Genomic DNA, 13379 nt, shown 5'->3' with positions numbered 1-13379 from the left:
CTACCGCACCGTCACCATCCAAGCCGGCGAACAGACCCTCACCGCCGCCGATCCACTACCCGACGGCCTCCGCGAAGCGATCATCGCGATCCGAGGTGGACACTAAATTGAGCCAAGTCAGGTCACACATCGAGAAGCGTTCCGGTGAGCCTGTCACCGCCGAAGAACGCGACGCTCACATCATTGCCTTGTTGGGGCACGCCACCGCCGGGTTCACTCCGGCCGAAATCCGTGACTACGCCAAAAGCCGCGGCAATCAGCAGGCCGACGACACCGACGGTTTACCGGCGGGCGAGAATCGTTCCATCAATACCCTGGACTTCCGCGATTCCGACGACGGACGACTCACCGTCACCGGCGACCTCCACGCCGTGCTCGGGGAGAAGTTGAAGACCGCGATCGAAGTGTTGTCGGCGCCACGACCCCAACCCGACGGGTCCCGCGATCCACGCTCGGCAGGACAAATGCGTGCCGACGCATTGGAGATCATCCTCGACACCGCCGCCCGCGCCGCCAGAGGTGAGCATCGCGATGACGAGGGGCCACGCATGCCCACCGAACTGGTCAACCTCACCATCCCCACCGGAACACCCTCACTGGCGTCACTGCAGTTCATGGGATCGGTCACCGAAGCCACCGCCCGCAAACTGTGCTGCGACGCCACCGTCGGCGTCATGATCGTCAGCCAAGACGAAGTACCCCTGTCACTCGGACGGACCATCCGCCTGTTCAACCGGGCCCAACGACGCGCCCTAACACACCGCGACAAAGGATATATCAAGTGTGGAGCGCCGCCCTCACGGACCCAGGCGCACCACATCGCCCACTGGATCTACGGTGGCGAAACCTGTGTGGAGAACGGCGCTTTGCTCTGCACAGCCTGTCATGACGACGTCCACCATAACGGATGGGACGTCGTCATGGGAGCCGACCACCACCCCTGGTTGATCCCACCGGAAACGGTAGACCCACAACGACGATGGTTGCGGTCGTATCACCGCAGGACCATGACGCTGGATGGATTGCCGGGTGCGGCATGACAATTGGGTTCCAGCCTTGACTTGCGGAGGTCTCGACACGGCTCGTCGCTAGCGCTCCTCACCGGCTCGACCGACGGGCAAAGGGGCCCGACCGCCGGGGTCAGGACGCGACCAGCGGGATAAGGGGTCGACCCGAGGTAAGCGCTCGATTAGCGAGATAAGGCCTCGGCCCGCGGGGTAAGCGCTCGTCCGGCGGGATAGGGCTCGACCAGCCGTGCGTGACCGGCGACAACACAACAACAGTTCCTGAATCGAGAGGTTGTCCGTCAGCCTCGCCTCACGTGGTCTCGACCCCGTTCCTCGGGCTATTCGACCAGCGGGAGGGTACCTTGACAACTCCACAGTGAAATGTGAACGCCGGCAATCGGTGTCGTCACGCTCGACGGCCGTCTCGTCAGAGATCGGTGCGCAGCGCGTCCGACACCATCTCCGTCCACGACGCCACCACCTGTTCTCGTCGGTGCGAATCGTCGGACAGTGTGTCGGCCAAGCCGAGTCCACGCGCGAGGTCGAGGGTGATCTGCGCGATCCGGTGAACCTTCGGGTTCGTGCCCGACGGATCGAGCATCGCCACCGTCACCTGATGTGCGGCGCGGGCGAACTTCGCCTCGAGAGGCAAGATCAGCTCGCGCAGTGCGGGATCGGATGCTGCGGCGGCCCACACCTGCAGTGCCGCCTTGAACGTCACCCCCGTGTAGAGGGCGACAGCCCGGTCGATCGCTGCGGCCACCCGATCCTCACCGTCGGGCATCTCATCCTGCACCGTCGACGCAGACGCCGTCATGTCCTCGAAGACCTGTTCGAGCGCCGCCGTGATCAGGGCCTCCCGCGTCGGAAAGTGATGCTGCGCCGCCCCACGCGACACCCCGGCCCGCTCCGCCACGATGGACACCGTCGCCGCGGCCCAACCGTCACGCGCCAAAGTGTCGATGGTCGCCCCCAGCAACCGTTCCCGTGTCAGTCGGGATCGCTCCTGCTGCGGCTCGCGCGCGGCACTCGATCGTGCGGTGGTCATGAAAGATCCCAGGTCATGTCAGATCCCACGACGGCCGGCGCTTCGACAGGAACGCCGTCATCCCCTCCCGCGCCTCTTCGCTGCCGAACAACGCAGCCGATTCCTCCGCGCGCCGACGGCCATACGTCTCGAATGCTGCGAGGACCGCCGTCGTGGTGAGCGCCTTCGACGCCGCCAAACCCTGCGGCGACGCCTTCCGTATCCCCGTCAACGCGCTCGCCAGGCAACCCTCGAGATCTGCGGCGCTGCCACAGGATTGCGTCACCAACCCCACCCGTTCGGCGGTATCCGCGTCGAACGTCTCACCGGTCAAGTAATACCGCCCCGAGGACCGTGCGGACATCTTCGGCAATAAGACCACCGAGATCACCGACGGCGCCAACCCCAGCCGCGCCTCGGTGAGCGCGAACGTGCATGCGGGACCGGCGAACACCATGTCACACGCGCCGATCAGACCGAGTCCGCCTGCCCGCACATGACCGTCGATCCGCGCGATCACCGGCTTCGGCGATTCGAGGATCGCGCGAATGAGTCCGAGCATGGCCTCGGTCCCGGCCGCCGATGCCTCCTCGACGCTCGCACCACGAGCCAACGCCTCGCTCAGGTCGGCCCCCGCACAGAACGTGTTGCCCGAATGCGTCAACACCACCGCCCGCACCTCGGGATCGTCTGCCGCGGAGACCAACCCGTCGAGCAACCGCTCAACCAAGCTCGCGCTCAACGCATTCCGGCTCTTCGGTGAATCCAGCGTCAACGTCGTGATGCCGTCGACGGTCGACGAATGGACAACCTCAACGGTTCCGTCGGCCATGATGCACCCCACCTCTCGTCTCAGTACGACTTGGGCAACCCGAGACTCGTCTGAGCCACGAAGTTCAGAATCATCTCACGACTGACCGGCGCGATCCGCGCGATCCGCGCCAGCGACAGCATCGGCGCCAAACCGTACTCGGACGTCAACCCGTTGCCGCCGAGTGAGTGAACGGCCTGATCGACGATCTTGACGCACGCCTCCGCAGCGGCGTACTTCGCCATATTCGCCGGTTCCGCTGCACCCCAATCGTCTCCCGCGTCATACAGTGTGGCGGCCTTCTGCATCATCAGCTTGGCCATCTCGAGTTCGATCTTGCCCTGCGCCAACGGATGCGCGATCGCCTGATGCGCGCCGATCGGCGTCTTCCAGACAGTGCGGTCGTTGACGTACTCGACGGCCCGCGACAGCGCGAACCGGCCCATCCCGATCGCCGACGCCGCACCCATGATGCGCTCCGGGTTGAGGCCGGCGAACAGCTGACTGATCGCCGCGTCCTCCGAACCGACCAACGCATCGGTCGGGAGCCGGACGTCGTCGAAGAACAGCAGGAACTGCTTCTCCGGGTTCTGCAGTTCCATCTCGATCTGGCGGTACTCGAAATTCGGTGTGTCGGTGGGCACGATGAACAACGTCGGCTTGAGCCGCCCCGTCTTCGCGTCCTCGGTGCGGGCGACGATCAGCACCGCCTGCGCCTGGTCGACGCCGGAGATGTAGATCTTGCGACCGTTGAGCACCCACTCGTCACCGTCACGCTTCGCGGTGGTGGTGATGTTGTGCGAGTTGGAACCCGCGTCGGGTTCGGTGATCCCGAACGCCATGGTGATCGACCCGTCGGCCAGGCCGGGCAGCCACCGCTGCTTCTGATCGTCGGTGCCGAAGCGGGCGATCACGTTTCCGCAGATCGCCGGCGACACGACCAGCATCAGCAGGCTCGTCCCGGCGGCGGCGAGTTCCTCCATCACGATGGACAGTTCGTACATGCCGGCGCCACCGCCACCGAACTCCTCGGGCAAGTTCACCCCGATGAAGCCGAGTTTGCCTGCCTCCTCCCATAATTCGTCGGTCTTGCGGCCCTCGCGGGCGCATTCACGGAAGTAGTCCTGCCCGTACTTGGCTGCCAGACCGGCGACCGCGGCACGCAGTTCGGCCCGTTCGGGTGACTCGACAAAAGGATTCTCGGTCATGGGATGTCCTGTCTCACTCGGATCGTGCGTCGGATGTGTCGGAATCGGAATCGGGATCGCTGATGACGGCCAGGACGTCGCCGACCGCCAACTGCCGGCCGGCCTCGACGGCGAGCGTGGTGACGATGCCGTCGGCGGGCGCCGAGATGGTGTGTTCCATCTTCATCGCCTCCAGCCAGATCAGCGGCTGCCCCGCGGTCACCCGGTCGCCCTCGGCGACGGCCACCCGGATCACCGCCCCCGGCATCGGCGCCAGTAGCGACCCCGGTCGGGCGACGGCGGTCGGATCGACGAAGCGTGGCTTGCGACGCAGATGCACCGACCAGCCCGGGCCGTCCACGTAGATGTCGTCGCCGCCGTACCGTGCGACCCGTAGGCGTCGGCGCACCCCGTCGGCGCCGAGCACGACCACCTCGCCGTCGGAGGCCGAGATGACCGACAGCTCCGGCGAATCCGGCAGGTCGACGCCGTCGCGGGTATGCCGGTAGCGCACCGTCACCTCGGTGTCATCGGGCAGCAGATAGCCCTTGGACTGCGCAGCCGACACCATGTTCCGCCAGCCCGGCGCCAGGGTCGACTGCACCCGTGCGCGCGACCGGTTGACCGCCGCATCCGACAGCGCCGCCGCGATCCCCGCAAGGGTGATCGCCTCGCCGTCGGCGAGTGGCGCCGCCAGGGTGTCCAATCCGACCTCGTCGAGGTATCCGGTGTCGGTCTCCCCCGCGCGGAACGTCCTCTCCCGCAGAATGTTCACCAGCATGTCCCGGTTGGTGACGGGCCCGTGCAGGGTCGCATCCGCCAACGCCTGCGCGAGCATGGCCGCCGCCCGGTCCCGCGTGGGTGCCCACGAGATGACCTTGGCCAGCATCGGATCGTAGAACGTGGAGATCTCCGAGCCGTCGGCGATCGACGAGTCGACACGCACCCCGGGCCGGGTCAGACCATCGAAATGTGTTGCCGTGGCGATGTCGATGGCGTGGACGGTGCCCGACTGCGGCTGCCAGTCGGCGGCCGGGTCCTCGGCGTAGAGCCGAACCTCGATGGCCGCGCCGTTCGTCGTCGGTGCCGACACGTCGAGGTGCTCGCCCATCGCCACCCGCAACTGCCATTCGACGAGGTCGGTGCCGGCGGTCAGTTCGGTCACCGGATGCTCCACCTGGAGACGGGTATTCGTCTCCAGGAAGTAGAATCGGCCGCTCTCGTCGGCCAGGAACTCCACCGTTCCGGCGCCGGTGTACCCGATCGCCTCGACCGCCGATCGTGCTGCGGCGTAGAGTTTTTCGCGCATCTGCTGTCCGATGCGTTCCACCAGGGGTGCGGGCGCCTCTTCGACGACCTTCTGGTGTCGGCGCTGGATGGAGCATTCGCGTTCGCCGACGGCCCAGATCGCTCCGTGCACGTCGGCCATCACCTGCACCTCGATGTGGTGGCCGCGCTCGACGTACGGTTCGCAGAACACCGTCGGGTCGCCGAACGCCGACTCCGCTTCGCGCCGGGCCGCGTCCACCTGGTCGGCGAGTTCGGCGAGATCACGCACGATCCGCATACCGCGGCCGCCGCCACCGGCCGACGCCTTGATCAGCAACGGCAGATCGGCATCGGTCACCGCGGCCGGGTCGATGTTGCCCAACACCGGTACGTCCGCGTCGGCCATCAACTTCTTGGCGTTGACCTTGGAGCCCATCGCGGTGATCGCCGCCGGCGGCGGACCGACCCAGGTCAGTCCGGCGTCGATCACGGCCTGCGCGAATTCGGCGTTCTCGGAGAGGAATCCGTATCCGGGGTGAATCGCATCGGCGCCCGCGGAGTGCGCGGCGGCGATGATCTGTTCACCCCGCAGGTAGGTGTCGGCGGACGTCGAACCGGGCAGACGTACCGCGACGTCGGCGGCGGACACATGCGGTGATCCGGCGTCGGGGTCGGAATATACTGCGACGGTGCCGATTCCCATCCGGCGGCAGGTCGCGAAGACCCGGGAGGCGATCTCGCCGCGATTGGCGACGAGGACTCGAGTGATCAGGTTGGTCACTGCATCGGTCATCACTCTGTTCCCCTCACATCCGGAAGACGCCGAAGTTCGACGTCCCCTCGACCGGCGCACTGTGGATCGCCGACAACGTCAGACCCAGGATCGTGCGGGTGTCCCGGGGATCGATCACCCCGTCGTCGTAGAGCATCCCGGACAGGAACGCCGGTACCGACTCGGCTTCGATCTGTCCTTCGATCATCTGCCGCATCGCGGCGTCGGCGGCCTCGTCGACGACCCCGCCGCGCGCCTCGGTGGCCGCCCGCGACACGATGGAGATGACGCCCGCGAGTTGCGTCGCACCCATCACCGCGGATTTCGCACTGGGCCAGGCGAACAGGAATCGGGGATCGTAGGCCCGCCCGCACATTCCGTAGTGACCGGCGCCATAGCTCGCGCCCATCAGCACCGAGATATGCGGCACGCTCGAGTTGGAGACGGCGTTGATCATCATCGAACCGTGCTTGATGATCCCACCGCGCTCGTACTCCTTGCCGACCATGTAGCCGGTGGTGTTGTGCAGGAACAGCAGTGGCGTATCCGAACGGTTGGCGAGCTGGATGAACTGCGCCGCCTTCTGCGCCTCGGCACTGAACAGCACGCCCTGCGCGTTGGCGAGGATGCCGACCGGATAGCCGTGGATGCTCGCCCACCCGGTGCACAGCGAGTTGCCGTACTCGGGTTTGAACTCGTCGAAGTCACTGCCGTCGACGATGCGGGCGATCACCTCCCGCGGATCGAACGGGATCTTCAGGTCGCCGGGCACGATGCCGAGCAATTCCTCGGTGTCGTAGCGGGGTTCGACGACGTCAACCGACGGCGCCGGTCCGCGCTTGCGCCAGTTGAGGCGCGCGACGATCCGCCGGCCGATGCGCACCGCGTCCTGCTCGTCGGCGGCGTAGTAGTCGGCCAGACCCGACTGGCGGGCGTGTAGTTGTGCGCCGCCGAGGGATTCGTCGTCGCTCTCCTCACCGGTGGCCATCTTCACCAGCGGCGGCCCGCCGAGGAACACCTTGGAGGCGCCCTCGATCATGACGACGTGATCGCTCATCCCCGGGACGTAGGCGCCGCCTGCGGTGGAGTTGCCGAACACCAGCGCGATGGTCGGGATGCCGGCCGCGGACAGGCGGGTCAGATCCCGGAACATCCGTCCACCCGGGATGAAGACCTCCTTCTGGGTGGGCAGGTCGGCACCACCGGACTCCACCAGCGAGATCACCGGCAGCCGATTGGTCAGGGCGATGTCATTGGTACGCAGGATCTTCCGCAACGTCCACGGATTGGAGGTGCCACCTTTGACGGTGGGGTCGTTGGCGACGATCACGCATTCGACACCCTCGACGACCCCGATGCCCGTCACCACCGACGCCCCGACGGTGAAGTCGGAACCATAGGCGGCCAGCGGGCACAGTTCGAGGAAGGCGGAGTCCTCGTCGACGAGGAGCTCGATCCGTTCCCGGGCGGTCATCTTGCCGCGCTTACGGTGCCGCGCAACGTACTTCTCGCCACCGCCGGCGAGTGCCTTGTCGAGTTCGGTGTTCAGTTCGTCGAGTTTGGCGAGCATGAGGTCGCGGTTGCCCACGAACTGCTCGTCGTTCGCGTCGAGGGTGGAACGGATTGCCGTCACTGCTGATACCCCAATCGTTTTGCCGCGAGACCGGTGAGGATCTCGGTGGTTCCGCCGCCGATGCCGATGATGCGCATGTCGCGGTACTGACGTTCCACTTCGGTGCCGGTCATGTAGCCGAGACCGCCGAAGAGCTGAACAGCCTTGTCGGCCACCCATTCTCCGGTTTCCACCGCGGTGTTCTTGGCGAAGCACACCTCGGCGATGAGGTCGTCGTCGGAGGTGATCTTCCGCTCGACCACCGCACGGGTGTAGGTGCGGGCGACGTCGATGCGCCGTGCCATCTCGGTGAGCGTGTCCTGCACCGACTGCCGTGCGATGAGCGGTTTGCCGAAGGTCTCGCGCTGCCGCGCCCACTCCAGGGTGAGGTCCAGGCACCGCTGGGCACTGGCGTACGCCTGGACCGCGAGCGATGACCGTTCGGTCACGAAGGCCGCCGCGATCTGGGCGAATCCGGAGTTCTCCGGGCCGACGAGGTTGGCGACGGGTACCCGGGCGTCGACGAAGGACAGTTCGGCGGTGTCGGAGCTGCGCCATCCCATCTTGTCGAGTTTCCGGGTGACGGTGAAACCCGGTGTGCCCTTCTCGATCACCAGCAGCGACACGCCGGAGGCACCCGGTCCGCCGGTGCGCACCGCGGTCACCACGAAGTCGGCGCGCACCGCGGAGGTGATGTAGGTCTTGGCGCCGTTGACGACGAAGTCGTCCCCGTCGCGGTCGGCCCGCGTCATCAGGTGACCGACGTCGCTGCCGCCGCCGGGTTCGGTGATGGCCAGGCTGCCGATCATCTCGCCGGCCAGGGTGGGACGTACCCAGCGGTCGATCTGCGCGGGGTCACCGGCCGCGATCAGGTGCGGTAGCGCGATGCCGTGGGTGAACAGCGACGCGAACACCCCGCCCGGGGCGCCGGCGTAGTGCAGTTCCTCGCCGAGGATCGACGCGTCGACGAGGTCGCCGCCCGATCCGCCGATCTCCTCGGGGATGCCGAGTCCGAAGAGGCCGAGTTCGGCGGCCTCCCGGTGCACATCGCGCGGGATCTGTCCGTCGCGTTCCCAGTCCGCCGCGTGCGGCAGGATGTGTCGGGTCACGAATCCGCGTACGGTCTCGCGGAGCGCTCGCCGTTCGGGGCTGTCCCAGATGGGGCTGGTGATGGGCACGGGCTCAGTCCTTGTCGTCGGCGACGGTGACGTTCTCGATGAAACGCATGGGGATGGGTACCGGCCGCGATCGCAGCCACTCCCCCATACCCTTGGCCTGCGGGTCGAAGCGCACGTTGTCGGCGACGCCGCGGCCGAGCACTCCCTCGATGACGAAGTTGACCGCAAGCAGGTTCGGAAGCCGGTAGCGGCGCACCGTCAATCCGTCGATCTCCGGCAGCAGTTCGGTCAGCAGGTCGGTGTCCAGGGTGGTGTCGAGCCATTCGAAATGGTCCGGATCACGCACCCACACACCGATGTTCGCGCTTCCGCCCTTGTCTCCGCTGCGGGCACCGGCGATGGTGCCCAGCGGCAGCACGGCGGTGGGTTCGGGGTCGGCGGCCGCACCGCCCGCGGCGCGATGGTCGACCTCGTCGGCGGGCACCGGTGCCCGCAGGGGCGACGGTTCGATGCGTTCGACCACACCGTCGGCGAACGCGACGCGGTGCTCGACGGCCGCGGCGTCGACGTACCCGGGTTCGAAGACCCCGTAGGGCGATCCCGGTCCGGGGGGCGCGGTCATGCTGAAGCCGGGATAGCTGGCCAGGGCCAATTCCACTGCGGTGGAGGAGAATGCGCGGCCGACCTTGGTGCCGTCGGGGTCGCGGGCCACGCACCGCAGCAGTGCCGAGGCCTGCTCTTCGGTGGTCGCGTCCGGGCGGTCGAGGCGGGACAGTTCCCAGGTGAGTTGTTCGGGTTCGCTCGGCAGTGCGGCGCGGAACTGTGACCGGAACAGTTCGGCCTTCTTCTCGATGTCGAGTCCGGTGAGGATCATGGTGATCTCATTGCGCACTCCGGCAAGGTGATTCAGTGACACCTTGGTGGTCTCCGGGGGCGCTTCACCCGTCACACCGCTGATCGACACACGATCCGGTCCGTCCGACGCCAGGGAGATGGTGTCGAGACGGGTGGTCACATCGGGTCCGAGGTATCGGGGTCCGCCGACCTCGTAGAGCAGTTGCGCGGTCACGGTTCCCACGGTCACCGCCCCGCCGGTGCCGGCATGTTTGGTGATCACCGACGATCCGTCGGCGGCGATCTCGGCGATCGGGAATCCGAGGTGTCCGGCGGCGGGCGTGCTCGTCAGGTCGAGTTCGGTGAAGAAGGCGTAGTTGCCGCCGGTGGCCTGGGTACCGCATTCGATGACGTGACCGGCGACCACCGCACCGGCCAGCGCATCGAGGTCGTCGTAATCCCACTCGAAGGCGCTCGCGGCGGGCCCGACGGTGAGCGAGGCATCGGTGACGCGTCCGGTGACGACGAGGTCGGCCCCGGAGTCGAGTGCGGTCTTGATGCCGAAGGCACCGAGATAGGCGTTGGCGGTCAACGGTTTTCCGAGTCCGAGTTCGTCGGCGCGGTCGAGCAGATCGTCTCCGTCGACGAATGCCACACCGACGTCGACGCCCACCCGCTCGGCGAGTTCCCGCAGCGCGACGGCCAGTCCGTGCGGATTGAGCCCGCCGGCGTTGGCGACGATGCGCACGCCCTTGTCGACGGCGAGTCCGAGGCACTCCTCCATCTGCCGCAGGAACGTCTTGGCGTATCCGGTCTTCGGGTCCTTCAGACGGTCCTTGCCCAGGATCAGCATGGTGAGTTCGGCGAGGTAGTCGCCGGTGAGGTAGTCGAGTTCACCGCCCTCGAGCATCTCCCGCATCGCCGCGAAGCGATCCCCGTAGAACCCCGACGCATTGCCGATCCGCACCACTGTGGCGGTCATCTAGCTGTCCTTTCCGGTCTGCTCGGTTCCACTCGGCGCTCGCCCCGAGCCCGGGGGACCGGCGAAACATTGTGCGATCGTTGCCCATTCACGTGCGTCGTCACCGACGATCCGCAGGTCGAGGTCGGCGAGTGCGCGCCGCTGGGTGACCAGTTCGCAGAAGTCGAGTGCCGGACCGGCCACCACGTCGGTGGCGTCGGCGGGTCCCCACGTCCACACCTCGCCCGACGGTGCGGTGATCTCGAAGCGGAACGGCGCGCCCGGCGGCGTCTTCCCGTTCACGGCGTACGCGAAATCCCGTGTGCGGACCCCGATGTGGACGACGGCCTTGATGCGGTCGGTGACCGGCAGTGCCACGCCGAGCGCGTCGGCGACGTCGAGTCCGTGGGCCCACGTCTCCATCAGCCGGGCGGTGGCCATCGACGACGCGGACATCGGCGGACCGAACCACGGGATCTTGGCGCCGTCGGGGACGTCGAGGAGTGCGCGTTCCAGGGATGCACGCACCCCCCGCCAGTGATCGAGGAGTTGCCGCGGTGGTTGCCCGGCTCCCGCCTCCGCGGCGGCGTCGACGAACCCCGAGGGATCGGTCATCGCCTCCCGGGTGATCTCGGCGAATCGCTCGGGATCGGTGGCCGCGATCGCCGCCACCTCGTCGGTCCACGCGAGGTGTGCGATCTGGTGGGCGATGGTCCACCCGGCGGCGGGTGTGGGCGTGGCCCACTGTTCGTCGGCGAGGCCGGCGACGAGGTCGTCGAGTTCGGCGGATGTGGCGGCGAGGTCGGCGACGACCTGGTGCACGATCGGCATGCGATCAGCGTCACACAATCGTCGAAAAGAATCAAGCACGCATGATTGTTTTTGTTCCGGACGCCTGCCCGTCACTGCCCGGACAGAGCGGCGTCACCGGTAGTGCACGTCGGCAACGCCCTCGCTGAGCAGCGTCCCGTCGTGGCCGATCATCCGCGCCGAGAAGGACGCGATACGCCGCCCCACCTTGACCGGCTCGACCTCGACGATCACCTGGGTGCCGTGCACCGCCGGCGAACGGAAGAAGCCGAGCGACATGTCGGCCAGGTGATAGTCGCGTCCCGCGCCCGCGTGGGCCTGGCCGGCGAAGGAGAACGCCTGGCCGATGATCGTGGCGATCACCCCGCCGTGCATCGTGCCGAAGAAGTTGCCCATCCACGGTTCGGTGTCGACGACGAACCGCAACCCGGTCGACGCATCGGGGATCTCGATGCGCCCGTTGAGGAGGTCGGCGAGGGGGCCCGCCTCCCGCACCTGCGCCGCGATCTGCGCCACCACGTCACGGCCCTCGAGGGCCGCGGGAATGGGTTCGGGGAGCCGGACACCGTGGGCGCCAGCACAGTCGGGCAGCTCGACCGCCGCCTGCGACTCTTCGGTCCCGTCGGCGGTGGCACGTCCGACGCGCATGTTGCGCGCGGTCCCGACGCAGCACAGATGCCCGGTGCCGGTGGTGATCCGCACCGGTGTCACGCCGGTGTGCTCGTCGGACATCTCGACGTCGGCCGCGGCGGTGAGGCGGTCGTCGGGGGCCACGTACCCCATCGCCGACATGGTCAGGCGTGCCTGCATCGACAACGCCCCCGACTCCTTGCCGGCGAGATGAAACGGAATGCCGCCGACATCGTCGAAGAGCACACCGTAGGCCGGCATGTCGATGCGGCCACGATGGTCGACGAACTGCGCACACAGCTGCTGCTGGGCACGCGCCGCGGTTCCCGACACCGTCAGGTTGCCGATGTGGAACACCGACAGCGGATTCCGTCCGGCCGCGTTGTCGCCTGTCATGGTCAACTCCCCTGCCCTGGCCGAATCCTCTGTCGTCGCCGTCCGCGCCACCACGTCACTCACCTGTGCAGTCCTATCACCGACCGCCGGGGCGGGCAGCACCACGCCCGCCCCTGTGTGATTCAGGTCGCGACTCTGTGATTCAAGTCGCGACCCGCTGAGCACCCCGTTCGGGCGCGGTAGCTTTACTCCCGACGCATGCTTCGCGTCGATAACGAACAGCGTCTCCACGTTGAACCGGGGCACCTCCGGCTGCTAGCGTCGTGAGACGGAAGGGGCTGATGTTACCAATGTTGCAGAAACGAATCACGGGTCGACGCATGATGCTGGCCGCCGGACTGGCCGCGGGAGCACTGGCCACACCGCTGGCAGCGGGTGTCGCATCCGCGGCGCCGGAGACCACCGCGCCGGAGACCACACAGACCACCCCCGCCGCCAAGACGCTCGACGCGACGCAGCAGACCCCGACCGTCGGACTGAGCCGCTCGGGAGCGATGATCGCCGGCGGTTTCGTCGCGCCGTTGGCCGCCGCGGCGGTCGCCGACGACGCCACGGTGATCTGGCTCGAGCCGATGCCCAAGGACGCCTGCGCCACCACGCTGAGCGATGCGATGGTCGCGGTCACCTGGACCAACACCTCCACTCACCGGACCGCCGACACCACCTTCGCGGCCTGCCGGGACGGCAAACCCGCTCTGAGTCCGGCGCTGGAAACCGGTTCCGGCACATTGAAATTGACGGTCACCGTGCTCGGCAAGGGCGGCGATACGTTCACCCTCACGCCGGGTACCGCAACGCTGCACCGCTGAGTTTCTCCTTCACGCCACCCGATCGCCGACGGCCTCCCCACCCGGGGGCCGTCGGCGATCGTCGTCTGTGCGGCCATCGAGCAGAGTAGACAGTTTCAGAATCTGTATACGCAGTTCTGGAACAGGTTCTAGATTT

11 protein-coding genes are annotated in these 13379 nt (G+C 67.3%); 2 read left to right on the top strand and 9 right to left on the bottom strand.

Annotation, left to right across the window (positions count from 1 at the left end; translation table 11 throughout):
* Window positions 1-107: 107 nt before the first annotated feature.
* Window positions 108-1040 (top strand): HNH endonuclease, encoded by a 933-nt coding sequence (locus ABLE92_RS21475; RefSeq protein ID WP_348806823.1) that lies wholly within the window; start codon window positions 108-110, stop codon window positions 1038-1040.
* Window positions 1041-1434: 394 nt separating this feature from the next.
* On the opposite strand, the gene ABLE92_RS21470 is transcribed toward ABLE92_RS21475, so the two are convergent.
* From ABLE92_RS21470 to ABLE92_RS21430, 9 genes are all read right to left on the bottom strand, one after another.
* The gene (locus ABLE92_RS21470; protein ID WP_348806822.1) at window positions 1435-2055 is read right to left on the bottom strand and encodes a TetR/AcrR family transcriptional regulator; all 621 of its coding nucleotides are present in this window, start codon (window positions 2053-2055) and stop codon (window positions 1435-1437) included.
* A gap of 13 nt (window positions 2056-2068) precedes the next feature.
* Window positions 2069-2866: an enoyl-CoA hydratase family protein gene (locus ABLE92_RS21465; RefSeq protein ID WP_348806821.1), complete on the bottom strand. Its 798-nt coding sequence runs from the start codon at window positions 2864-2866 to the stop codon at window positions 2069-2071.
* Window positions 2867-2886: 20 nt separating this feature from the next.
* Window positions 2887-4053, bottom strand: coding sequence for an acyl-CoA dehydrogenase family protein (locus ABLE92_RS21460; protein ID WP_348806820.1), 1167 nt, complete (start codon window positions 4051-4053; stop codon window positions 2887-2889).
* A 13-nt stretch (window positions 4054-4066) separates the two neighbouring features.
* Window positions 4067-6094, bottom strand: a complete 2028-nt coding sequence (locus tag ABLE92_RS21455; protein WP_348806819.1) for an acetyl/propionyl/methylcrotonyl-CoA carboxylase subunit alpha — start codon at window positions 6092-6094, stop codon at window positions 4067-4069.
* 13 nt (window positions 6095-6107) lie between these two features.
* Window positions 6108-7706 carry an acyl-CoA carboxylase subunit beta gene (locus ABLE92_RS21450; protein WP_348806818.1) on the bottom strand — a complete coding sequence of 533 codons (1599 nt, stop codon included), beginning with the start codon at window positions 7704-7706 and terminating at the stop codon, window positions 6108-6110.
* Complete coding sequence (locus ABLE92_RS21445; RefSeq protein WP_348806817.1) at window positions 7703-8863, bottom strand: acyl-CoA dehydrogenase family protein; 1161 nt, start codon at window positions 8861-8863, stop codon at window positions 7703-7705. The genes ABLE92_RS21450 and ABLE92_RS21445 overlap by 4 nt, the downstream gene beginning before the upstream one ends.
* A gap of 4 nt (window positions 8864-8867) precedes the next feature.
* Window positions 8868-10619: an acyclic terpene utilization AtuA family protein gene (locus ABLE92_RS21440; protein WP_348806816.1), complete on the bottom strand. Its 1752-nt coding sequence runs from the start codon at window positions 10617-10619 to the stop codon at window positions 8868-8870.
* Window positions 10620-11429: a TIGR03084 family metal-binding protein gene (locus tag ABLE92_RS21435; protein WP_348806815.1), complete on the bottom strand. Its 810-nt coding sequence runs from the start codon at window positions 11427-11429 to the stop codon at window positions 10620-10622.
* 93 nt (window positions 11430-11522) lie between these two features.
* Window positions 11523-12434, bottom strand: a complete 912-nt coding sequence (locus tag ABLE92_RS21430) for a PaaI family thioesterase (RefSeq protein ID WP_348806814.1) — start codon at window positions 12432-12434, stop codon at window positions 11523-11525.
* Window positions 12435-12724: 290 nt separating this feature from the next.
* Between ABLE92_RS21430 and ABLE92_RS21425 the strand changes: the two genes are divergently transcribed.
* Complete coding sequence (locus ABLE92_RS21425; RefSeq protein ID WP_348806813.1) at window positions 12725-13243, top strand: hypothetical protein; 519 nt, start codon at window positions 12725-12727, stop codon at window positions 13241-13243.
* The last annotated feature ends 136 nt before the right edge of the window (window positions 13244-13379 follow it).

This window comes from Gordonia oleivorans (genome assembly GCF_040044975.1).
Lineage (GTDB): Bacteria > Actinomycetota > Actinomycetes > Mycobacteriales > Mycobacteriaceae > Gordonia > Gordonia oleivorans.
Note: the sequence above shows the minus strand (reverse complement) of the source record. Positions and strands in the feature narration are given on the sequence as shown.